Genomic DNA, 22,289 nt, shown 5'->3' on the forward strand with positions numbered 1-22,289 from the left:
TATCAAACTATTTTTCATTCAATGTTTCAGTTCCCTTTCAGTTCGTTAACAACAAGCCCGATAATTGTAACCTTCTTAATAAACGAACCAGTAAACTGCCAGTTTCACAGGAAATATGCAACACCGCTTCACCGCATAACCGCACCGGGGGTCAGACCCCCGGTGCGTTAATGCGGTGATGGGCCGGGGGTCTGACCCCCGGCGAGGTGGCGCGGTGATGGGGTAAACTGTTTTGCTTCCATCTATATCTTTCGTACTAGCTGCTGTTTTTTTGGGGTTGGAATGAAGTTTGTCACACCGCTCATAGGGCAAACTTATTATAATTGTTTTATATGATGGTTATGAAAGGGTGAGTGTTATGCTTACGTTAAAGATCATGGGGACTCCACTTGAACATATAAATTCTGAGCATATAAAAAAGACCGGTGGCAATTACACTGTTTATCTAGGAAACAAATCGCTGGCAACAGTCAAGGGAAACGAGAATGTCACAGAGTTTCTGATCGACCCTTATCTTGACCTTGATGAATTCCAATTTTTAAGGAATTTGATACTTGAGCTGGCTTTCGGGAACGAAGAGGCGATCGACGAAAGAGGCTGTCAGCTCGGTTATCTTGAGAATGGCGAGAAAGCCTATCTCATTAAAAATTGGGAAGATTGGAAGGCGTTCCTGATGAAGGCAAAGCTCAGGACACTTGAAGGGCAGAACGTCCAGGCCTTAAATGAAGCAGGTGATGAACTGGGTTCTGGTCTGCTTGCGGAATATGACATCTCCGTCAGTCCTTTCCGGATTAAAAGCTGCACCCTCATCACTCTTTTCGGTGAGCGGAAATTTGAGGGGGAGAACATAAGGATCGTCCCTACTAACCAGTTTAGTTAATAACAAAAAAGAGAGGCAGCGTCCCTAGGACCGCTGCCTCTTTCCTATTCTTCACTTTTCAATTCATCCATTAATTGCTTTGTCCGCTTGGCATTGCCTTCAGCGAAGTTTTGCAGCCGTTCTTTTAGCTCCTCATTGCCATGGACTCGCTCTGCGGTGATCAAATAGGTCCGCATCAAATCCTCTTCCATTTCCAGCGTGGTCTCCAGAACCTCTTTAATCGACTGATCATCGTCCGGTCTGCGATTGATAAAAGATTGGGAATCCATCTTTCCATCCTCCCTTTTCCTTTATCATCGCCGGCAGCTTATTTTTTATACTCTGCTTTCTTCCAGATAAAGAAGGCTCCGACAGACAGCAATGTAGATACAAGTGCAACAGCTACCGCAATGTAGACACGCTCAGCTTCATGCCCATAATATCCTTCAATCGCATTGGAAAGCGAGACAACATTGACAGCAAGGAACAGGAAGATTGAAAAAAATGCTGCTCTTTTCTTATCCATGTCTTACTTCCCTCCCAACTGCAAAAACCTTGCCATCCTTGATTTCAAGAAGGATTTTAGGAAGCTCGCGCTGCGGCGGTCCTGCCATCGGCTGGCCGCTGTCTACGTTAAAATAACCCTTGTGGCATGGGCACAGCAGAACATTCTCCTTATGCTCATAAAATACCGGACATTGAAGGTGAGTACATTTATTGTTATAGGCGACGAATTTGTCATCAGGTGTCCTCACCAAAATCGCCGGTTCGTTCTTCGTTGGATAATTGAAGTTGCGCGACTCACCAATCGCCAGATCATCAACATCGGTGACTTCCACTCTTTTGACCTCTCCGTTCTCATCACGCAAGAAAGTAAAGATACCAAACGGCGTTGTTGCAAGACCAATCGCTACAGTCGCCCCGAATGAAGCCTTCAGGAACGCCCTTCGATTTAAATGGACATCATCTTTTCTGTTCAAGTTATCAATCAGCTTAATCATATCTTTATCGTCTTCATGATTTGTCTGCTTCTTTTTATCATCACTCATGGCATAATCCTCCTGTTCCTACTGCTTAAACCTGGCATCGATTTTTTCTGCCAGATTCAAATATTCATTGAACAGCGGACTGCCTTCTGCCGCAATCGCAGGTGTGACGCTGTTCTCATCCGCTTCCTGGATCGGCAGCTGTGCCAGCATTTCCGTTCCAAGCTGTGCTGCCAGCTCCTCGCCGCCGCCTTTTCCAAAAATGAAATACTTCTGGTCGCTGTCTTGTGGCTTGAAGTAAGACATATTCTCTACGACACCGATTACTTCATGCTTGCTCTTGATCGCCATCGCCCCAGCGCGCTCTGCTACAAAAGAAGCTGCCTTATGCGGAGTCGTAACGACAATTTCCTTGCTTTGCGGAATCATCAGATGCATATCAAGCGCTACATCACCAGTACCAGGAGGCATGTCGAGAATGAAGTAATCCATCTCTCCCCAAAGTACATCCTCTGTAAAATGCTGAATCATCTTGCCGAGCATCGGACCGCGCCAGACGATTGGCTCATTGTCCTTCACGAGGAAGCCCATGGACATTACCTTGATGCCGTCCGCTTCGACGGGAATGATTTTTCCGTTGAACGTCTTTGGTTTTGAATCTATATTAAGGATTTTCGGTACGCTGAATCCGTATATATCAAGGTCAATGATCGCAACAGACTTGCCAAGTTTTTGAAGGGCGAGCGCAAGGTTCACTGATAATGAAGACTTGCCAACTCCGCCTTTCCCGCTAGTCACCGCCAGCACATTTCCTTTTAGCATGTTAAGCACCTCTTTTATGGAATGGGATATTATTCCCTACCTTTTATGAAAATTGTTGAAACCAAACTGGAAAAAATCGTTGGTATTTTCCAGATCGATATACTATTTTATTTTCCGCTATATAATTGCCATTATCGATATAAAAACTCGATTTTAGCTATGATGGTAAACTCTTTAAATAACAGAGCCGGCCCTAATGAACTTAGCGCTCTCTTCTGGCCGGCTCATATGAATTTAAGATTGTGAATCTGTATAAACACCAAAGAATTCAGGCACATAATCCCATTTATTGCCCTCAGATGGCTTTTTGCCTTCAACGAGGTTCATTTGCGTGCGTCTTCTGCGAAGCTGCTGCATTTCATCGAAGTCGATGAAGCGGATTGCTTCACTCGGGCATACAGAGGCACACATTGGCGCGATATCGTAGCGGGTTCTGTCATAGCACATGTCACATTTGTACATTTTGTTTTTCTCAAAGTCGAATTTAGGGATTCCGAATGGGCAGCCGAATGTACAGTTGCGGCATCCGATACATTTTTCTTCCATCGCTGAAAGCACGACACCTTCATCCGTGATTTGGATGGCATTTGCCGGGCAGACACGCGCGCATGCTGGGTCTTTACATTGCATGCACAGCATCGGGAATGTCTGGCGAGATTCTGTAAAATCAACATATTCTACATAGTTGCGTTCCTTTGCATCATGGTCTCCGCACTCACGGCAGGCTGCCTGGCAGGCACGGCATCCGATACAGCGTTCAAATTCAAGATACATTATTTTATTCATAATGGCCGTTCCTCCTATTTAGTCAGTTTTTCAAGTTTTACAGCACAGACTTTAAATTCAGGCATCCGTGAGATTGGATCCAATGCCGGGCTGGTCAATTGGTTGACCGCCAGCTTTTTACCCCAGTGATAAGGGACGAACATCGTGTCTTTCCTGATTGCTTTTGTTATTTTAACCGGTGCGATCATATCGCCGCGCGGAGTAGTCAGCTTCACTCTTTCGCCATTTTCAATCTGGTACTGGCTTGCCAATTCTGGATGCATTTCGACGAATGGCTCAGGGCATTGCTCTTTTAGGAAGTCGACGCGTCTTGTCTGGTTCCCAGATAAGTAGTGGAACACGACGCGGCCAGTAGTCAGCCAGAGCGGGTAATCTTTTGACTGCACTTCTGCAGGTCCTCTATAGTCACAAACTGCAAGATTCGCTTTGCCGTCTGGCGTTTCGAATTTCTCTTTGAACATCGAAGGAGTTCCCTGATGGTCAAGTGCAGGAGCTGGCCAGAAAACACCGTCCTGTTCATCGATCTTTTCGTAGGTGACACCATAGTAATCGGCTTTGCCGCCCTTTGATGCAAGACGAAGTTCATCGAAAATTTCTCTTGGCTCGTTATATTGGAAGTGCTGGCCTTTACCAAGGCGTTCGGCAATCAGGCTCATGATCTCCCAATCCGGCTTCGATTCACCTATCGGCTCTACTACTTTACGGATGTGGATGATTCTGCCTTCTGTATTTGTTGTAGTCCCTTCATCCTCAGCCCATGTTGTCGCTGGCAGGACAACATCCGCAAGCTCTGCTGTTTCAGAAAGGAAGAAATCATTTACAACCAGGAAATCAAGGTTTTCAAGTTGTTTTTGAACATAATTGATATTCGGCGATGATACGACTGGATTTGAACAGATCACGTGCAATCCGCGAATCGTCTTGGCCTCCATCAAATGGAACATTTCATATGCTGAAACCCCTGGCTGAGGCATTTCTTCAGGCTTGATGCCCCAGACTCCTGAAATATACTCAACAGCCTTCGGGTCTGTAAGCTTTCTGTAGCCAGGAAGCAAATCTGCCTTCTGCCCGTGCTCGCGTCCGCCCTGGCCATTGCCCTGGCCTGTAAAAGTAGCGACACCAGAAGCGAATTTGCCAATTTGGCCTCTTAAAAGAGCCATTGATGTGTATAGGCTTACGTTATCAACACCGGCAGTCTGCTGCTCTGCACCACGTGCGAACATGACGACTGAGCGCGGTGATTTTCCGAAAATATGTGCAGCCTTGATGATTTTCTCAACTGCTACACCCGTAATTCTGGATGTATATTCTGGCGTGAACTTCGCCGTCATTTCCTTCAATTCTTCAAAATTATTGCAGCGCTCCTGGACATACTCATGATCGACATAATCATGTTTGATCAAAAGATGCATGATTCCGTTAGCTAGTGCTGAATCTGTACCAGGAAGCAGGTCAAGATGCACATCTGCCACCCTTGCTGTTGCTGTTTCACGCGGATCGGCAACAATCAGCTTTGCGCCCTTGTCCTTGGCCTTCCAGAACCATTGGATACTTGTAGGGTGGCATTCAGCTGTGTTAGAGCCAGCCATGAAAAAGCAGTCACTATGCTCCAGTTCAGTCCAAGGAAGCGATGATCCCCGGTCGACACCAAGCGTTTTATTGAATCCGCCTGCAGCAGAGCTCATGCAATAGCGGCCATTATAATCGATATAACGAGTTCCAAGTCCAACACGTGCGTACTTTCCGACAAGATAGCATTTTTCGTTTGTCATGGATACGCCGCCATAAACCGCGAGCGCATCCTTTCCGTATGTTCCCTGGATTTCTTTATACTTTCTTTCAATCAGGTCAAGTGCTTCGTCCCAGGTTGCAGCAACGAACTTTCCATTCTTTTTGATCAAAGGTGTCTTGATCCGGTCAGGATGGTCAATTGTCTGGTAAGCCGTGACGCCTTTAGGGCACATTTTCCCTCTTGTCAAAACCCAGTCATAACGAGGTTCAACACCCATGACCTTGTTCGTCTTTTCATCAACGCGGATGTGCATCCCGCACTGCATTCCACAATAGCAGCAATGTGTTGTGACTAATTTTTCGCCTTTGCGAATCTGGTTCTTTACGCCTTCTTTAACGAGAAACTGGCTCATTTTTTGTTTCCTCCTTTGAATCCTGGTCAATTCCGTAAAAATCATCCGAACGTTTTTGGCTGAAGCCTGATAAATGAATTCCGTTATTGGTGCTTACCGGTCCGTATGGGTTGCCCTTAGGCGCTTCAAGGTTCATTTGTTTCATAGCGCGCATCCTGCGGCGGCACCCGGTGCAGTAATCTGATAAATAAGAGCCATCTGCAAGCTGCAGATCGAAGTTCTGGCTTTTTAAAATTGCCTGGACATCCGCAATTTGGTCGTCATTGCTATATGGCTGCCCGCAGCTTTTACATGATTTCGTATCCACTTTGACCACCTCTTGATAACTCATTGGAACTGCTGTTGCCAGCGGCCTGATTGGCACGTGGAACAATTTTCCGAACGGGAAGTACACGAGCATGATGATGACTGTTACCTGGTGGATCAGGGACACATAGTGGTGCATCCAGCCATCAAAGAATGTATATAACACTGTCAGGATCAAGCCTGTAACAGTTACTGACAGAAGAATAATCAATGGCAAAATATCAAATTCAAATCGCTGGGTTACTTTTACATCGTAATTGGTGATACGGCGGTACAGCGCCATTGCGGCACCGATGAGCACCATGATTGCTCCGATATTGAGGCCGTTATAAACAATTTCAGCGAATATCCCGTGGGCTTTCATCGTGATCGTCGGGAAGTCGAAGACAATGATCTGGTATGTTTCAGGATCAATCAAATCGAAGCGCATCCAGCCAAATGTGAGCCCGAACGTGATGGCAAAAGAGATGATGCACCCCCATGAAATCATGAAGTGCTGAATTCCGCGGTACAAGCCGCGCTGGAAAATGAACTTCTGCAAGATGATATTATCGATTAATGTTTTGACAATTGCTTTTGAGTTACGTTTCAATCTTTCTTTATTAAAAAGATTATCGACACTGCGTTTCGCTACTCTGTTCGTGGCTTTGCGCCAGAACCAGAAGCTCATCCTGATCGTCAGTCCAATCGCGAAAATCGCTGACGATATCGCATATCCAAGCAGAGCCATGTCGATATGGACAAATTCAGAAGTCGAAAACCACATTGAGAAAAATAATAAAAGCACAACGACAAAGGAATACATGCTTGTTTTTGAGTAAAAGGATTTTTCGAATTTGTACAACTTTGCTACCTCCCTGTAAATCGTTTCCGATTTCAAAAGTCATCTTAACATGGAAAAATAGTAAAAAAAGGCTTAAATTGTAAACACTTTGTGAATAGTGAAAAATTGCTCTATCAACTATTTGAAGCACTGACTCCATGAAGGACCCTTATTTACTTAAATCTTAAAATAGGGCCATTAAAAGATATGTGAAGTGCGTCACACCTGAAAGAAATCTGGAAGAGCGGACACAAATTCGTAATATTTTTTCCGGGAAGTAACAAAAATCATAGGGACTTTGATCCTGGACATGTTAAAGTGGAAAGCATTTAAGCAGAGCAGATATTAGAACTGTGAACTGTTTTTTCCTATACTTGATATAACGAAAATAGAAAGGTTGGGGATCATGGACAAATTCAAAGCTTTCATCGTCAATAAAACGGAAGAAGAGTTTTCCGCAAATGTAGGGGCCATCAGCCTGGATGAGCTGCCTGCAGGAGATGTGTTAATAAAGGTTGCTTATTCGAGCGTCAACTATAAGGATGGCCTTGCGAGCATCCCGAATGGAAAAATCGTCAGGTCCTATCCTTTCATTCCAGGCATTGATCTTTCAGGTACAGTTGTCAGCTCTAATGACAGCAGGTTTTCAGAGGGTGACAAGGTAATTGCGACAAGCTATGAGATTGGTGTTTCCCATTATGGAGGTTATAGCGAGTATGCGCGCATACCAGGGGATTGGATTGTTCCAGTGCCTGATGGCCTTACCTTAAAGGAAGCAATGGTTTTTGGGACAGCTGGTTTTACGGCTGCATTATCCGTTCACCGGCTTGAGGAAAATGGGCTCTCTCCTGAAAAAGGCAAGGTTCTAGTGACAGGAGCGACCGGCGGAGTGGGCAGCGTGGCAGTGGCGATGCTGGCAAAACGAGGCTACCATGTCGTTGCCAGCACCGGGAAAGAGTCACAGCATGAATATCTTCGAGAAATTGGTGCTGCCGAAATCATCAGCCGCGAGGAACTCATTGGCGAAAAAATGAAGCCTCTTGATAAACAGCTATGGGCTGGTGCTGTTGACCCTGTCGGCGGCAAGACACTGGCTGCAATACTCAGCAAACTGGATTATAACGGCTCCGCAGCGGTCAGCGGGCTGACTGGCGGAACGGATGTACAAACAACAGTCTTTCCATTTATCCTGCGTGGAATCAATCTTCTGGGGATCGATTCCGTTTACTGCCCGCTGGAAACAAGAAAGCTGCTTTGGCAGCGGATGGCTTCTGATTTAAAGCCTGAAGGCCTGTTAGAAACGATTCAAAATGAAGTGACGCTAGAGGAGCTGCCTGCAGTCCTTTCGTCCATCCTTAAGGGTCAAAACCGCGGCAGGACAATCGTAAAGTTATAGTTTCGATCCAAAAACAAAAGGAGTCCTGAAAGATGACAGGACTCCTTTTGGATTTTAATTTTAAATCAATACCTCTGAATCTACTTTGGCCAGATGGCCGCAATCATTTAAAAATAATATTGTCTTGTTATTTCCATTGATTCTGAGAAGGTGCATCCCTGTATCGCCTGTCGCAAAAAATGTATCTGAAACAGCTGGCAGATTTAAAAATGATCTCAATAAACGGCTGATCATCCCCCCATGGGAAACGATTGCGATCCGTTTTCGGCCTTCACTCTCTGCAAGAATCCTGGAAAATACTGCTTCTGCACGAAAGCGGAATTCCAGCTCCGACTCTCCATCCTCGATCGCTTCATGAGGCTTCCTGCCACCCTCCGGCTCAGGATAGCGAGATTTGGCCTCAGCATATGGCAGCCCTGCCAAAACACCATTATTAAATTCTCTTAAAGCCTCGTCTTCAATAACCTTAATGCCCGTTTCCCGGCTCAGGATTTCCGCCGTTTCTCTTGCTCTCTTCAAGGTGCTTGCCCAGATGACTTCCGGCATATATTTCTCTTTCACGACTTTAGCCATTTCCTTCGCCTGCCTGCGCCCGCGGTCTGTCAGCAGCAGGTCGGCACGCCCCTCATGCACATGAAGGATATCCCCTTCCGATTCACCATGCCTGATCAATAAAATATCCATTCTCTTACCCCTTTTTATCACAAAATACTTAGAGCTATTAATCTATTCTGCATTTTTAGGACAATACCTTTATTAACTTTTCGTGGTAACGCTCTGTTTCTTCATATTGGGGCATGTGTCCTGAATTTTCGAACCAGACAATTTCTTTCGAGGGGGCCATTAATGATTCCATATAATTCACTGAAAGCTCAGAAGGAACCGAATAATCATGCCTGCCAAGGAAAAAGCAAACAGGAATATCCACACTCTGTACAAGCTTTTTTAAATCTGTCTTTAATAATTCCTGGTGCATGTGCTTAACGCTGAAAAGGGAACCCCGGAAAAAATTGATTTTATCCATAATGTTATATTCGGGGGCTGAAAAAACAAACTTAAATACATCCCTTCCAGGTTTGTTATGCATCTTGCCGCCAAATTTCTCGAGCCAAACAGAGTATTTCCACAAACCTTTTGAAAAATCGTTGAACGGAGGCTTGCCGATGGCTTCCAATTCTTTTAATGCTTTTTGATTACCCGTTTTTACAGCCTGGCCGATTACATACTGATAGCTCACCTGAAGATTTTCCAGCAGCCCTGTAGCCTGGGCAACCCCTACATATTTGCTGAAATAATTCGGGTAGCGCTGTACCATCATTATCCCAAGAATTGTCCCGAAGGAGTGTCCATGTAAATTAAACTTCTCCGTTGGCTTCCCAAGCTTTTCTTTTAAATACAGAATCAGTTCTTCTCCATCTGATAAAAATTGTTCAAGATTCATTGTGCTGCTTTTTACAGATTTAGAATAAGACTTTGCTGTTCCCCGCTGATCCCAATTCACTATAGTAAAGTACTTCTCAAGGGGTCCATTTAATATATGGGATAAGTACATTTCACTTTGCCCTGGGCCGCCATGAATCATCAGCAGTACAGGGTTATTTCTGTTTTCTCCCCTGATTAATACAAATTGATCTACTCCCCCAAGTCTCACTTTGATAAGCTCAGAGATACTATTTTCCATAACCTTTCCTTCCTCAGTCAAAAACGGTCTATTTTTCACAAAAAAGTTCATTTAGTTCCACTCCTTAAAATTAATGTTTAATATCCAAGGTTGGATAACCATACGTAATAATATCTTAATATCCAACCTTGGATAATAAGGTTAAAAAAACAACTTTTCAATTCTGAAAAGTCATTTTGCTTCCAAATACTTCATTACTTTTTCTACTAATTCAATATCTGTCTCGATGATTTTTAAAGTATTATCAAAGGCAAGATTCATAATTTCATGGAAAGCACCCGAACTTCCTTTGGCGGCCTTCCCAATTTCCCAGTTTTTCTTTGCTTCTTCAAGTCTTGCTAAATTTTCCGAGAGAATTTCAATGGCATCATCCTTCGGCAGCTGATCAACCATTGCTAATGAAAGCATAAAATCAGATTTCAGCGTATGAGGCTGGCTCCTTAAATATTCTTTAAGCAAATGAACATATTCTTCTTCTCCTTTTCCGGTAATAGCATAGATTTTCCGGATTCTTGCTCCATTACGTTCTTCCTTAACCGTTTCAATACTGCCGTCCGCCTCCATTTTATTAAGGGCGTAGTATATAGAACCTGATAGAACATTTGCCCATTGGTCCACCCTGCTCTCCTGGATAATTGTTTGAATCTCATACCCATGCATTTGCTTATTTTTTAATAATCCAAGAATGATTAATTTAGACAACCTAAAACCTCCAATATAAAATACCCAACGTTGGATATCTATATGTTATTCATTTCCCTAATAAATGTCAACGACCTATTACTGAAATTCGTTCGACAAAAAAGACCCAACCTGAATTGAGTCTTCATCCTTAAGATTATTTGGCTGGCCCCAAATTGGAGCGGCGGATCACCTGGTTGATGACCTCGGAAAAAACCAGTCCAACTGCGATGGCTCCTGAAATCATTGATGCTTTCGCTGCAAGCGAAATCGCGATACTATAGTCATTCTCAACGAAGTGCCTCATCGCGTCATAGGCAAGGCCTCCTGGCACAAGGGGAATGATTCCTGCCACGCTGAAAATAATCACGGGCGTCCGGTATGCCTTCGCAAACACCTGGCTGACGACTGCAATTAAAAAAGAAGCCATCAAGGTTGCAAACACCGTTCCAAATCCATTGTAATCAAGGGCGAAGTAGACCATCCAGCCAACCATGCCTGAAAATCCGCACTTGAACAATGATTCCTTTGGCGCGTTAAAAATAATTCCGAAGGCAGCGGATGCTATGAAGCTTGTTATTAGCTGTTCGATATAGATCATGGCTATTGCTCCTGCTTATAAGAATGATAAAATGGCGGCGATACCGGAGCCAATAGCAAATGCAGTCAGCAATGCTTCTGCTCCCTTTGACAGTCCTGAAACGAGATGTCCGGCCATCAGGTCGCGGACAGCATTCGTGATCAGCAATCCTGGGACAAGCGGCATGACCGAACCAATAATGATTTTATCAAGTTCCTGTCCAAGACCGAATTTTACGAAAAAGAAAGCCGCCATTCCGATGAAAAACGAAGACAGGAACTCGGCGAAGAACTTTACTGGGACAATTCGGTGAAAATAAACGACAAGGAAATAGCCAATTCCGCCAGCAGCCATCGCTGGCAAGAAATCAAGCCAGCTTCCTTTGAACATGATTGTGAAGCAGCCGCTGGCAATCGCTGCAGCTGCAAACTGAATGTAAAAGGAGTAACTAAGGTCTGCATTCTCAAGGTCCGCTAGCAGCTTGCAGGCTTCCTTAAGCCCAATCTCACCGCTGGTTATTTTCCTGGATACACTGTTGACCATCGCAACCTTCCTTAAATCGGTTGTCCTGTCGGAAATCCTGACAAGCTTTGTGCGTTCGGGCCCAACCCCTTCAACTGAAAAAATGATTCCTGTTGGCGTCACATAGCTGTGGGTATCGCTTATTCCGAATGCAGAAGCCATCCGCGACATCGTATCCTCAACCCTGTAAGTCTCCGCTCCGCTTTGAAGCATGATTTTCCCTGCAAGCAGGCATGCCCGCATGACTTCAAACGTTTGATCCTGATTATCCATATCTGTCCTCACTTACCAATCCGTGCGTTATATTTTAACAGTTTAAATCATAACAGTGCTTTTAAGCAACCTAATAAAAAACAGCCTGATCCAAGATGGACAGGCTGTTTCTTCCTTTATTATGAAACAGCTTCCTTCGGCTGGCGGACTTCCTTTGTCCTGCGGCTTGCGAGAAGCGTCAGAATGAATGCAGCAGCGATAAACACACTCGAGATTTGGAACAATGATCCGATTTCCACAAACTGAGCAAGAATCCCGAACACTAATCCACTTATACCTATCCCAAGGTCAATCGAAGAAAAGAACATTCCGTTGGCCACGCCGCGGCGGTTTGCTGGTGTCTGTGATAATGTCCATGACTGCAGGGTCGGGATCAGTGAACCAAAGCCGACACCGAAGAGAACACCTGAAAGGGCAATCATCATGTTGGAATGAGCTAAAGAAAGCACCCACATGCCCATGAACGTGATGGAAATTGTAAGCAATACAAGTCCCACTGGTCCTTTTTTATCAAACCATTTCCCTGCAACCGGACGTGATAATGATGCCATAATCGCGTTGCACAGGTAGAACAGGAAGATCTGGTCAATTCCGCGTTCTTCCCCAAAGATAACAATGAACGTAACAATCGTTCCGTAGCCTAGGTTGATCAGCAAAGTAAGCATTGCCTGGAACCAGCCTGATTTATCAACGAGGGATCCGATATACGAAAACTTCAGGTCCTCTTTTTTTGTATTCACTACGAGTTCAGGTGTCTGGTAGCGCACAGAAGCCATAAGGATCAAAGCGATGACGCCTAATGCGCCTGAAATGTAGATCAGATTAGTGAATGTCGTAACCTGGAACAAGAATATCCCGAGACTTGGGGCGATAATCATACCAATGGTGATCGATAAACCATAATAACCCATACCCTCTCCCAGGCGTGAGTTCGGGATGACATCAACAGCTGCTGTCCCGTTAACCGTCGTAGACCAGCCCCATGCAAGGCCATGAAGGAGACGGAACGCAAGGAAAATGACAACCACCTGAGACAGCGGATATAAGAAGGTAATCAGCAGCAGCAGCACCGCTCCAATCAATACAAGCGGCTTTCTCGCTTTATACTCTAGCAAAAATCCAATGAACGGCCTGCTCAGTACCGCACCTATTGAAAATAATGCTGTCACAAGGCCTATTTCCGTCCCGCTTGCGCCGATTGATTTTATATAAGGGGGCAGTGTTGGAATCAGCATCTGGAAGGACATGAAGATGAATAGATTGCCCACCATCAATTTTATGAATGAAGAAGTCCATAATGGCTCTTTCTTTATTTCTGACAAGTAAATTTCCCCCTTTGAATCAAAATCTTTATTTAAAATAGAAGCTCTGTTAAACAAGGCTGTTGATTTCCGTTCCAGGCGCTTCGCTTTCCTCGGGGCGTGCGGTGAGCTTCCTCGCCGCTTTGCTCCTGCGGGGAAAAATGGTCCCTTCTTTTCGGACCATTTCTTCCGGGGTCTCACCTGCCCGCTTCATCCCGCAGGAGTCTGCGCGCCTGGAACGAAGAGAAACAGGGTTTAAAAATCAAAATTCAACTTTAACAAAGCCAAAAAAGAAAAAAATCTTCTGCAGGTGAGAAGATTTCAACATTTATATTTCGTAATTCTAAATAATAGCACAGGTTTCAAGATATTGAAAGGAGAAATCCATTACTGCAGATAATCCGGATTATTCTGATTTTCGTCCTTCTTTATTTCATCAAAAATATTAGGACTAGATGGCACATCTGTGCTTGCTGTATTTACAATCATCGCTGGGAGATAATCATTCAGGATTTTCCTGAACTCACCGACAGTCAGCGGTTTTGCGTCGTCCTTCAGCTCAAAGCCGAGCAGCCCATTTGGTTCAATCGTGGCCATTTTCAAGTCTTCGATTTTGGCAAGCCCTTGATTCCTCATTCTCATCTCCAGCTGATCAACCGTCAGGCGCAGTTTTTTTAAAGTCTTAATATTCAGCTGTCCGTCTTTTACAACCACCTTGGACTTTCCAGTGATGAACTTCTCAAAGAAATTAAATTTAAGCTCCAGGAATTCGATGAGGACGATTGCTATCACGAAAATTGCGGCACCGGAAATTGCCTTAATCATGCTCTTCTGAACGATTGGCTGGACAATGATCGTCCCAATTGAAATCATGACAATCGTTTGTGCAAGTGTCATCTGCGAAATGGATTTGCGGCCGGCAATCCTCAATAGCAGGATCCCTGACACAATCAGCACAAACGCCTGCCAGATAAAGGTGAAGTCCATTTTATCCCCTCCTAAAAAATACACTTAGTAATATCTCCAATTAGGGAAATTTTATGAACCAGTATCCGTTGAATTAAAAAGACGGCATCCTATAAATAGGATTGCCGCTTAGCAGGATTATTTTTGTACATATACCGATACAGAACCGCCATTCACATAAAACTGTCCCCAGCCATCGCTATTGATTGTGACTGTCCCGGTGCGGTTTCCGGTAATGTCATACCAAACTTCCCCAGAGTTTTGCTTGCCGACATTCATCCACTTTGAACCTCCAGGCCCATCAGTTATAAGCGTCGCCAGCCCTGAATTCGGCCGAGTACCATCGCCTTCACGGGTCCAGCCAATTATATCCCAGTGATCGAGGTAATCATGCTGGATTCCATAGGCATAATTTTTACGAGCCGTTAAGATAGGGTCAATTTTGGTTTTTAAAGAAGGAATCTCGTAGCTGCTGTTCCCCTTTGTGCCATAATAGTCGCCGTAGAATACTGATGGGTATCCTTGCTCTCTCGTTAAAATAAAGGCATATGCAAGCGGCTTGAACCAGGTGCTGACGACTGACTCAAGTGCCTGCCCCGGTTGTGAATCATGGTTTTCAACTAGAGTTACTGCCAGCGTCGGATGATTTGCTACCACTGTTCCATTCAGGATATTCCTCATATCATAATTGCCATTGCCGGTGGAAGCATAGTGGAAGTTGTAATGCAAAGGTGCATCGAACACAGACTGATTATAATTCGTTTTTGCAAGGTAGTTATTTAGCGCGTTGATATCATTCTGCCAGTATTCGGCCACGGTAAACATTTCTTTTCCTGTTTGTGCCCTTACATGATTGACCCAATCACGAAGAAAGTCATGCTTGATATGTTTAATAGCATCCAAGCGGAAGCCATCAAGATTCAATTCCTTTGCATACCAGGTTCCCCAATTTTTCATTTCATTTGCTACATCCGGATGGCCGAAGTCCAAATCAGCATACATAAGATAATCATAATTTCCGCGTTCACCTGATACTTCCCAGTCCCACGCCTTGCCGGTTCCCCTGAACTTGTAAACCCGGCTTAAATCTCTTCTTTCGTCCCAGTCAGTTCCATCAAAATGGTACCAATGCCATTTAAAGCTTGAGTAGGTATTCCCCCTTCCCGGAAAATCAAAGCCTGTCCACGCATCAATCTGATAGTCACCGGAAACTTCATTATTGCGGTTGTTATTGTCGACTTCTACGGCTGTTACAGCCTCTGTATAATCTGCACCGCCTTTATGGTTCATGACTACATCGCCATATACATCAATGTTCTGATTATGCAGCGTTGAAATGGCAGACTTCAGTTGTGCCTTAGTACCATATTTTGTTCTTGTAGTCCCTTTTTGGTTGAATTCGCCAAGATCGTACAGGTCATAGGCACCATATCCAACATCGTTCTGTGAGGTTCCTTTATAAGCTGGCGGAATCCAAACTGCTGTAATGCCTCTACTTGAAAGATTGGCAGCATCATTTTGCAACCGACTCCAATGTGCGCCATCATTAGGAAGATACCACTCAAAATACTGCATCATCGTTCCGTTCGTTGCCGTTGCTGCCCCAGCCTTGTCCACAGGCCCAATCGACGAAAGCAAAAGCATGACAGCCAGACTTAAAACCATTGCAATCTTTACTCTTTTCATCCATTTCCACGCCTTTCTCCAATTTAATATTTTAAAATGAAAACGCTTGCATTAATCTATTATACTTTCTGGTAATTAATTGATAAATTGATAAATTGCAAGGTTAACAAAAACGAGTAATATGTACTAACCCCAAATGACCAAACCCACATTGTTCCATTTATTTAGATATTGTGGCTTAGCTTATTTTTTCAAGAACAATAAGAAATTCCGGGGAAATCAGGATTTTTATGGTCCGAGGAGACAGTCGCGGCTGTCTCTTTTTCTTGTTGTATTTCGAGAGGATTTGCGATAGCTTGTAATTAAAACCAGAATAGTCTGAAGGGAGATGCTTTAGATGCTGAATTGCCGGGATGAGGTTTTATTTTATACGAAACAGCTGGTGAACATCGGGAGCATTGTTAACACGAATGGAGAAAAGGAAATTGCCCAGGCACTTTATACGATGATTTCCTCCTTTCCTTATTTCATTGAAAATCCAACACATGTGATCAAGCCGCAAACCTATAATGATACGCTGGAGCGGTATAATGTCCTTGCTTTTGTAAAAGGAACAAAAGGGAACAGCAATAAAACCGTGATCTTGATGGGCCATATGGACACAGTAGGAGTCGACGATTTTACCCAGCTTGCCGACAAGGCATTTGATCCGGATGAGCTGCTTGTCGAGCTGAAAAAGGAAAAACTTCCTTCATTGGTCCAGAAGCAGGCAGAATCTGGCGAGTGGATGTTTGGCCGCGGCGTGCTCGATATGAAGAGCGGTCTTGCGTCACACCTTTATTTGCTGAAGTATTATTCTGAGCATCCTGAGGAACTTGAGGGCAATCTCGTATTTTTATCAGAGTGCGATGAAGAGGACAGCTCGAATGGAGTTCTTTCTGCATTGAAAAATTTGAATGAGTGGAAGGAAGAACACGGTTTCGAATATGTCGCTGCAATCAATAGTGATTTTGTCTCGCCTCGTCATCAAGGAGACAATAATCGGTATATTTATAAAGGAACAGTCGGAAAGCTCCTCCCTTCTTTTTTCATCACTGGGGCGGAAACCCATGTTGGCTCTGCCTTTGAAGGATTGGACCCTAATCTGCTCGCGGCGGAATTGACCAGGCAGATTGACTATAACCCGGAACTTTGCAACGAAGCGTTCGGAGAGATCACCATGCCTCCTGTTTCATTGAAGCAGATGGACCTTAAGCCCAACTATACGGTGCAGACAGCTCTGTCGGCGTATGTTTACTACAACTTCTTCATCCATTCCTGGACGCCAAAAGATGTACTGGAGAAATTGAAGGAGCAAGCGCATATTGCCTTTGAGAACGCATTGAATTTGTATTATGAACGCTATGAGCGCTACTGCAAAATCAGCGGTGAACCTTGCAAGGAACTGGGATGGAAACCGCGGGTGATGACTTATGAGGAAATGGAAAAAGAACTGACAGCATTTCATGGGCCGAAATATACGGATTATATGACAGCCTTCAAGGAAACTTTGCTGCTGGATGTGAGCCTTGATGTGAGGATGTACGCGGCGCGAGTCGTTGAGGAAGCCTGGAAGTGGATGCCTGACCAGAGCCCGGCGATGATCTTGTTCTACTCTTCCCTGTATTCACCGCGGATCGAAGTAACGGGTGAAACGGAGGACGAACGCAAATTGATTGAAGCTTTGGAGCAGGCAGTCACGATGGTTCAGACGGAATACAAAGAGCCAATTGTCGTACGCAGTTTTTTCCCTTATATTTCAGATATGAGCTTTGTTGCGTTGAGTGATGATGACGAAGCGCTTGATGCTGCTTCAAGGAATAATCCAAGCTGGGGAACCAAATTCTATGTGGAATACCAGGACATCCGCCAGCTGAATGTCCCTGTCATTAATATCGGGCCATATGGACTTGATGCGCATAAACGCTATGAGCGAACGGAAATGGAATACTCCCTGGAAGTGGTCCCTAATCTGACGAATGAAGTAATCAGGAATCTGATAGGGTAATGCTGATCAAAGGTGCCTTTAAAATGGCGCCTTTTTAACTTAACGAAGGCTTGTATTTCCGCTTTTTTCTTATTACTATAGAGTTCAGTGGAAATATATTATAGTAATCATTAAAATAGACATAATGAAACTGACCAAAGGAAAGGCTGATACGAATTGGAAGAGAACTCTAATTTTATAAAAACAATCATTAAAGAAGATTTGGAGAGCGGCAAACGTGATAAAGTCGTGACCCGATTCCCTCCAGAGCCTAACGGATACCTACATATCGGCCATGCCAAATCCATCATCATCAACTTCGGCCTGGCCGATGAATTTGGCGGAAAAACAAATCTTCGCTTTGACGATACAAACCCGCTGAAGGAAGACCAGGAATATGTTGACGCGATCAAGGAAGATGTCGCATGGCTCGGCTTTGAATGGGACGGCTTGTTCTTTGCTTCAAATTATTTCGACGAAATGTATGAGCGCGCAGTCCTGCTGATTAAAAAAGGCCTGGCATATGTGGATGACTTATCTGCAGATGAAATCCGCGCATACCGTGGAACCCTTTCAGAACCTGGAAAAGACAGCCCATATCGCAACCGTTCGATCGAAGAAAACCTCGACCTGTTCGAGCGCATGAAGAACGGTGAATTCGCTAATGGTGAAAAAGTATTGCGCGCCAAGATTGATATGTCCTCACCTAATATCAACCTGCGTGACCCTGTCATTTACCGCATCGCGCATGCGACACACCACAACACTGGAGACAAATGGTGCATCTACCCGATGTATGCATTCGCCCATCCAATTGAGGATGCGATTGAAGGTGTTACCCACAGCTTGTGTACGACTGAGTTCGAGGATCAGCGCCCGCTTTACGACTGGGTTGTCCGCGAATGTGAGATGGAAGCCACTCCACAGCAAATCGAATTCGGCCGCCTGAACCTGACAAATACCGTCATGAGCAAGCGTAAATTAAAGCAGCTTGTGGAAGAAAAATATGTGGACGGCTGGGATGATCCTCGCCTGCCGACTATTTCGGGTTTCAGAAGAAGAGGTTATACACCTGAAGCAATCCGGGAATTTGTAAAGGCAACCGGTGTATCCAAAGGATTCGCAACAGCTGACGTCCAAATGCTCGAACACTTTGTGCGCGAAGACCTTAAGCTGAAGGCACCGCGTACAATGGGCGTCCTTCGTCCTTTGAAGGTAGTTATCACAAACTACCCTGAAGGAGAAGTAGAATGGCTTGATGCTGAAATCAATCCTGAGAATCCGGAAATGGGCATGCGCAAGATTCCATTCTCACGTGAAATCTACGTAGAGCAGGACGATTTCATGGAAAATCCTCCGGCTAAATATTTCCGCCTCTTCCCTGGCAATGAAGTCCGCCTGAAGCACGCTTATTTTATTAAGTGTGAAGAAGTGATTAAGGACGAAAACGGTGAAGTGGTCGAGCTTCGCTGCACGTATGACCCAGAAACGAAAAGCGGCTCAGGCTTCACGGGCCGCAAGGTAAAAGGAACACTGCACTGGGTGGATGCAACTCATGCCATTCCTGCAGAATTCCGCCTTTACGAACCGCTTATTCTCGATGAGAACGAGGAAGCAGTGGCTGATGAAGCGGAAAACAAATCCTTCCTTGATAATGTGAATGAAAAATCACTTGAGGTGTTGAACGGCTTCATCGAGCCAAACATGAAGGACGCCAAGCCGCAGGACAAATTCCAGTTCTTCCGCCACGGCTACTTCAACGTCGATCCAAAACACACAACAGAAGACAAGAAAGTATTCAACCTCATCGTTTCGCTGAAGAGTTCATTCAAGCTATAAGATGTTGATAAATGAAATCCCTGGGCATTGTGCCTGGGGATTTTTTTGTGGTGTGACATTTTTGATATAGCTTTTATATTGGGCTCTGAACAGGTAATTTGGGTCTACTAGTAAAATAATTGCGTCAACTGTTATTAAGTATGGTCCAACTGGAATTATCCTTCACTCAACTGGAATTAAATTTGATCCAACTGGAATTAAATCAGATCCAACTGGCATTATAAGTCGTTTTGCAAAATTTCCCGACTATTAATGCTCTTTATTTAGCGGATTTAAAAGGAAATCTGCTCCTCTATATTGAAACTATGTACTCAGCTTATTTTACAGGGGTGAATGGGTATGGAAATCAGACGTTTAGGTGCTGAGGATGCTGAAATCTATCGTAAGATCCGGCTCGAGAGCTTGAAATTGCATCCTGAGGCATTCGGCTCAAGCTATGAAGAGGAGAAGGAAGCCCCGGTTGAAAAATACCGGACAAGCCTGCCATCGGTATTCACGTTTGGAGCTTTCGAAAAGGGATCACTGGTTGGCGTAGTCACTCTATTCCCAGAGGGCAAGGTTAAAATGAAGCATCGCGCCAGCATTTTTGCGATGTATGTTGCTGAAAGCATGCGTGGAAAAGGTGTCGGAAAAATGCTTGTTGAAGCCGCGATTGCGCAAGCACGTAAGCTGGGAACGATTGAACAAATCCACCTGCAGGTCGTGAACAGCAATGAATCCGCCAAGAAGCTATACTCCTCTCTTGGGTTTGAAGTATATGGTCTTGAAAAAAGAGCGTTGCGCATTGGAGATACTTATTACGATGAAGAATTGCGAGTGTTATTTTTGTAAAGGCCTTATTGGCCTTTTTTTCATGTTTAAAATTTGTCCAGAAAGGAAGTAGTTATAGGATGAGTTTTTTTGTGAAAGGAGAATGGCTATGTTTCTAGATTCATATGTAAATCAGAAGGTCCAGATCAAGCTTAAGAATTTTCCGGAAAATATGATAGGTGATGTTACAGGCATCTATCAGCCGGATGAGTGGTATCTCGTGAAAATGATACACGCTGAAAGCATGGGGATTTGGGTGGAGAACCCTTGCTATAAGCGCACTCCTGTACAAAAGGAAGATGGAACTACGATTCCTGAACCCGAACAAGTGGAGGAAACCTGCACGACACATCTTTTCCTTCGCTGGGAATATATCGCTTCTATTATCACCTTTCCTGATTCAGACCCTAAAGCGGATAAAAAAGCGAAATTAATCGGATTTCAGCCTGATATTGACTAATATTTTAAAAATGCCTTTCCAGAGCGGAAAGGCATTTTTTATAATATAAATCCATAGATGATCGTAGCGATGATAGTCATGATGAATCCCACTGCTGTCTCATAAGGGAGCAATGTCATGCGTTCCCTTATGTTCATTTTTACCGCATCAGCAGATACATGAAAGAAGTTTCCATGCGGCAGATGGTCAAGCACGGTTGCCCCTGCGTGAACCATGATCGCAGCACTTAAAGGAGCGATGCCCATATGAATGATTGCCTCGCCAAAAGTTCCAACGGCAACGATTGTGCCTGTAGAGGTTGCAGCTGTCGCGCCGCCCATCAAAATGCCGGCAATCGGGGCCAGCAGAGTTCCTGAAATGCCAGCAGCACTGATGCCGTCTACGACGACACTGCTTAAATTCGATTTTGATATAATCCCTGCGATCGACCCTGCTCCAATCAAAATCATTGCTACACCGGTCATCTTATTAAATCCGGATGTTGTGTATTCTATAACCCTATCAAACTTCCCCATGGCAATCAGGCCGACAATACCCGCAAATGGCAGGATGATCATGGAGTCAATTTTCACAGAAGCGAGCACATCAATATTCAGCATGCCGCCAAGCGGACTCATTGCGAGCAATCCGATGGCAACCGCAGGAGCGACAATCGCTTTTCCAAAGCTGGGCTTGTCCTCAGGATTTATCGTATCCATCTGATCTGCTTCACTTATCTTGGAACCTTTATTTCTAAGCAAGCTGGCAATGATTACTGTTGCAATGATTCCACCTGCTGCGGGTAAAAATCCATGAAGCATGACTTGGGAGAGGTCAACGTCGAACCCCTTTGCAACTGCAATGGTGTTCGGGTTCGGGGAGATGATGTTCCCTGCCTTTGCTCCTCCAATGATCGCAATAAGAATAGATGGCTTCGAGAGACCCGTCTTCCTGCCTACCGAAAGGGCAATCGGGGCGATTATGATGACTGTGACCGTAACAAACACGCCTACACCTGTAATGATCATCGATGCCAGCGCAATTGCCAGAATCGCTTTCCGATCACCCAGCTTCGCAACAATCGTTTCCGCCATTTTTTCTGCAGCACCGGATTCTATTAAGATACCGGCCAGCACACCAGCCGCCAAAATGCGGACTACCGCCGGCATCACACTGTTCGTCCCTTCGATTACAATACTGACTGTTTCATCAAGTGATGCCCCGCCAGCCAGCCCGCCCGCAATCGCACCGGTAAACAGAGCGTATACGGGATTCACTCTTTTAAAAATAAGGATAATGGCGATGATTAAACCTAGAATTGCTCCGCCCCAGTGGATTGTGGCCTCTGTCATATGAGTTCCTCCGAAAGATGTTCTACTAAAATATTAATACAGTTAGGTGGAGTTGAACATCTTTTAAGGCT

Annotated in this window: 22 protein-coding genes; 6 read left to right on the forward strand and 16 right to left on the reverse strand. The window is 44.6% G+C overall.

The annotated features are described in order from the left end of the window. Nucleotides 1-358 precede the first annotated feature (358 nt). Entirely contained in the window at nucleotides 359-880 is a 522-nt protein-coding gene (locus tag AC3EBE_RS20305; RefSeq protein WP_488596839.1) for a hypothetical protein, read from the forward strand. A 44-nt stretch (nucleotides 881-924) separates the two neighbouring features. Here the strand turns inward: AC3EBE_RS20305 and AC3EBE_RS20310 are convergent, their stop codons facing one another. The 7 genes from AC3EBE_RS20310 to AC3EBE_RS20340 all read right to left on the reverse strand — a co-directional run bounded on the left by AC3EBE_RS20310 (nucleotide 925) and on the right by AC3EBE_RS20340 (nucleotide 6,747). After that, entirely contained in the window at nucleotides 925-1,149 is a 225-nt protein-coding gene (locus AC3EBE_RS20310) for a hypothetical protein (RefSeq protein ID WP_488596840.1), read from the reverse strand. A gap of 38 nt (nucleotides 1,150-1,187) precedes the next feature. Further along, a complete protein-coding gene (locus tag AC3EBE_RS20315) occupies nucleotides 1,188-1,385 on the reverse strand; it encodes a hypothetical protein (protein WP_488596841.1) in 198 nt (65 codons plus the stop codon). After that, a complete protein-coding gene (locus AC3EBE_RS20320) occupies nucleotides 1,378-1,908 on the reverse strand; it encodes a QcrA and Rieske domain-containing protein (RefSeq protein ID WP_488596842.1) in 531 nt (176 codons plus the stop codon). The genes AC3EBE_RS20315 and AC3EBE_RS20320 overlap by 8 nt, the downstream gene beginning before the upstream one ends. Before the next feature lie 18 nt (nucleotides 1,909-1,926). Beyond that, a complete protein-coding gene (locus AC3EBE_RS20325) occupies nucleotides 1,927-2,667 on the reverse strand; it encodes an Mrp/NBP35 family ATP-binding protein (RefSeq protein WP_488596843.1) in 741 nt (246 codons plus the stop codon). Between the two features lie 234 nt (nucleotides 2,668-2,901). Further along, nucleotides 2,902-3,453, reverse strand: coding sequence for a 4Fe-4S dicluster domain-containing protein (locus AC3EBE_RS20330; protein ID WP_488596844.1), 552 nt, complete (start codon nucleotides 3,451-3,453; stop codon nucleotides 2,902-2,904). Between the two features lie 14 nt (nucleotides 3,454-3,467). After that, nucleotides 3,468-5,597, reverse strand: a complete 2,130-nt coding sequence (gene fdhF / locus AC3EBE_RS20335) for a formate dehydrogenase subunit alpha (protein WP_488596845.1) — start codon at nucleotides 5,595-5,597, stop codon at nucleotides 3,468-3,470. After that, on the reverse strand, nucleotides 5,578-6,747 hold the full coding sequence (locus AC3EBE_RS20340) for an MFS transporter (protein ID WP_488596846.1): 1,170 nt from the start codon (nucleotides 6,745-6,747) through the stop codon (nucleotides 5,578-5,580). The genes fdhF and AC3EBE_RS20340 overlap by 20 nt, the downstream gene beginning before the upstream one ends. Before the next feature lie 385 nt (nucleotides 6,748-7,132). Between AC3EBE_RS20340 and AC3EBE_RS20345 the strand changes: the two genes are divergently transcribed. Further along, nucleotides 7,133-8,122 carry an NADPH:quinone oxidoreductase family protein gene (locus tag AC3EBE_RS20345; RefSeq protein ID WP_488596847.1) on the forward strand — a complete coding sequence of 330 codons (990 nt, stop codon included), beginning with the start codon at nucleotides 7,133-7,135 and terminating at the stop codon, nucleotides 8,120-8,122. A 60-nt stretch (nucleotides 8,123-8,182) separates the two neighbouring features. On the opposite strand, the gene AC3EBE_RS20350 is transcribed toward AC3EBE_RS20345, so the two are convergent. From AC3EBE_RS20350 to amyS, 8 genes are all read right to left on the reverse strand, one after another. Next, the gene (locus AC3EBE_RS20350) at nucleotides 8,183-8,806 is read right to left on the reverse strand and encodes a histidine phosphatase family protein (protein ID WP_488596848.1); all 624 of its coding nucleotides are present in this window, start codon (nucleotides 8,804-8,806) and stop codon (nucleotides 8,183-8,185) included. 55 nt (nucleotides 8,807-8,861) lie between these two features. After that, nucleotides 8,862-9,854 carry an alpha/beta fold hydrolase gene (locus tag AC3EBE_RS20355; RefSeq protein WP_488596849.1) on the reverse strand — a complete coding sequence of 331 codons (993 nt, stop codon included), beginning with the start codon at nucleotides 9,852-9,854 and terminating at the stop codon, nucleotides 8,862-8,864. A 120-nt stretch (nucleotides 9,855-9,974) separates the two neighbouring features. Beyond that, nucleotides 9,975-10,505 (reverse strand): PadR family transcriptional regulator, encoded by a 531-nt coding sequence (locus tag AC3EBE_RS20360; protein WP_488596850.1) that lies wholly within the window; start codon nucleotides 10,503-10,505, stop codon nucleotides 9,975-9,977. 136 nt (nucleotides 10,506-10,641) lie between these two features. Further along, nucleotides 10,642-11,085 carry a threonine/serine exporter family protein gene (locus AC3EBE_RS20365; RefSeq protein ID WP_488596851.1) on the reverse strand — a complete coding sequence of 148 codons (444 nt, stop codon included), beginning with the start codon at nucleotides 11,083-11,085 and terminating at the stop codon, nucleotides 10,642-10,644. 15 nt (nucleotides 11,086-11,100) lie between these two features. Further along, on the reverse strand, nucleotides 11,101-11,859 hold the full coding sequence (locus AC3EBE_RS20370) for a threonine/serine exporter family protein (RefSeq protein WP_488596852.1): 759 nt from the start codon (nucleotides 11,857-11,859) through the stop codon (nucleotides 11,101-11,103). Between the two features lie 119 nt (nucleotides 11,860-11,978). Beyond that, nucleotides 11,979-13,130 (reverse strand): MFS transporter, encoded by a 1,152-nt coding sequence (locus AC3EBE_RS20375; RefSeq protein WP_488596912.1) that lies wholly within the window; start codon nucleotides 13,128-13,130, stop codon nucleotides 11,979-11,981. Nucleotides 13,131-13,547: 417 nt separating this feature from the next. After that, on the reverse strand, nucleotides 13,548-14,147 hold the full coding sequence (locus tag AC3EBE_RS20380) for a DUF421 domain-containing protein (RefSeq protein ID WP_488596853.1): 600 nt from the start codon (nucleotides 14,145-14,147) through the stop codon (nucleotides 13,548-13,550). A gap of 117 nt (nucleotides 14,148-14,264) precedes the next feature. Next, nucleotides 14,265-15,791, reverse strand: a complete 1,527-nt coding sequence (amyS, locus tag AC3EBE_RS20385; protein ID WP_488596913.1) for an alpha-amylase — start codon at nucleotides 15,789-15,791, stop codon at nucleotides 14,265-14,267. A gap of 358 nt (nucleotides 15,792-16,149) precedes the next feature. On the opposite strand from amyS, the gene AC3EBE_RS20390 reads away from it, so the two are divergent. From AC3EBE_RS20390 to AC3EBE_RS20405, 4 genes are all read left to right on the forward strand, one after another. After that, nucleotides 16,150-17,799, forward strand: a complete 1,650-nt coding sequence (locus AC3EBE_RS20390) for a M20/M25/M40 family metallo-hydrolase (protein ID WP_488596854.1) — start codon at nucleotides 16,150-16,152, stop codon at nucleotides 17,797-17,799. Between the two features lie 156 nt (nucleotides 17,800-17,955). Next, nucleotides 17,956-19,617 (forward strand): glutamine--tRNA ligase/YqeY domain fusion protein, encoded by a 1,662-nt coding sequence (locus AC3EBE_RS20395; RefSeq protein ID WP_488596855.1) that lies wholly within the window; start codon nucleotides 17,956-17,958, stop codon nucleotides 19,615-19,617. A gap of 339 nt (nucleotides 19,618-19,956) precedes the next feature. Further along, a complete protein-coding gene (locus tag AC3EBE_RS20400) occupies nucleotides 19,957-20,448 on the forward strand; it encodes a GNAT family N-acetyltransferase (protein WP_488596856.1) in 492 nt (163 codons plus the stop codon). Between the two features lie 88 nt (nucleotides 20,449-20,536). Then, entirely contained in the window at nucleotides 20,537-20,887 is a 351-nt protein-coding gene (locus tag AC3EBE_RS20405; RefSeq protein WP_488596857.1) for a hypothetical protein, read from the forward strand. Nucleotides 20,888-20,925: 38 nt separating this feature from the next. Here the strand turns inward: AC3EBE_RS20405 and AC3EBE_RS20410 are convergent, their stop codons facing one another. Continuing rightward, nucleotides 20,926-22,218 carry a GntP family permease gene (locus AC3EBE_RS20410; RefSeq protein ID WP_488596858.1) on the reverse strand — a complete coding sequence of 431 codons (1,293 nt, stop codon included), beginning with the start codon at nucleotides 22,216-22,218 and terminating at the stop codon, nucleotides 20,926-20,928. Nucleotides 22,219-22,289: the final 71 nt, after the last annotated feature.

This window comes from Mesobacillus sp., from assembly GCF_057785455.1.

Coding starts and splice junctions, on each gene's coding strand:
- AC3EBE_RS20305 (WP_488596839.1), top strand. CDS start 359: ATGCTTACGTTAAAGATCATGGGGACTCCACTTGAACATATAAATTCT.
- AC3EBE_RS20310 (WP_488596840.1), bottom strand. CDS start 1,149: ATGGATTCCCAATCTTTTATCAATCGCAGACCGGACGATGATCAGTCG.
- AC3EBE_RS20315 (WP_488596841.1), bottom strand. CDS start 1,385: ATGGATAAGAAAAGAGCAGCATTTTTTTCAATCTTCCTGTTCCTTGCT.
- AC3EBE_RS20320 (WP_488596842.1), bottom strand. CDS start 1,908: ATGAGTGATGATAAAAAGAAGCAGACAAATCATGAAGACGATAAAGAT.
- AC3EBE_RS20325 (WP_488596843.1), bottom strand. CDS start 2,667: ATGCTAAAAGGAAATGTGCTGGCGGTGACTAGCGGGAAAGGCGGAGTT.
- AC3EBE_RS20330 (WP_488596844.1), bottom strand. CDS start 3,453: ATGAATAAAATAATGTATCTTGAATTTGAACGCTGTATCGGATGCCGT.
- fdhF (WP_488596845.1), bottom strand. CDS start 5,597: ATGAGCCAGTTTCTCGTTAAAGAAGGCGTAAAGAACCAGATTCGCAAA.
- AC3EBE_RS20345 (WP_488596847.1), top strand. CDS start 7,133: ATGGACAAATTCAAAGCTTTCATCGTCAATAAAACGGAAGAAGAGTTT.
- AC3EBE_RS20350 (WP_488596848.1), bottom strand. CDS start 8,806: ATGGATATTTTATTGATCAGGCATGGTGAATCGGAAGGGGATATCCTT.
- AC3EBE_RS20355 (WP_488596849.1), bottom strand. CDS start 9,854: ATGAACTTTTTTGTGAAAAATAGACCGTTTTTGACTGAGGAAGGAAAG.
- AC3EBE_RS20365 (WP_488596851.1), bottom strand. CDS start 11,085: ATGATCTATATCGAACAGCTAATAACAAGCTTCATAGCATCCGCTGCC.
- AC3EBE_RS20370 (WP_488596852.1), bottom strand. CDS start 11,859: ATGGATAATCAGGATCAAACGTTTGAAGTCATGCGGGCATGCCTGCTT.
- AC3EBE_RS20375 (WP_488596912.1), bottom strand. CDS start 13,130: ATGGTGGGCAATCTATTCATCTTCATGTCCTTCCAGATGCTGATTCCA.
- AC3EBE_RS20380 (WP_488596853.1), bottom strand. CDS start 14,147: ATGGACTTCACCTTTATCTGGCAGGCGTTTGTGCTGATTGTGTCAGGG.
- amyS (WP_488596913.1), bottom strand. CDS start 15,791: ATGGTTTTAAGTCTGGCTGTCATGCTTTTGCTTTCGTCGATTGGGCCT.
- AC3EBE_RS20390 (WP_488596854.1), top strand. CDS start 16,150: ATGCTGAATTGCCGGGATGAGGTTTTATTTTATACGAAACAGCTGGTG.
- AC3EBE_RS20400 (WP_488596856.1), top strand. CDS start 19,957: ATGGAAATCAGACGTTTAGGTGCTGAGGATGCTGAAATCTATCGTAAG.
- AC3EBE_RS20405 (WP_488596857.1), top strand. CDS start 20,537: ATGTTTCTAGATTCATATGTAAATCAGAAGGTCCAGATCAAGCTTAAG.
- AC3EBE_RS20410 (WP_488596858.1), bottom strand. CDS start 22,218: ATGACAGAGGCCACAATCCACTGGGGCGGAGCAATTCTAGGTTTAATC.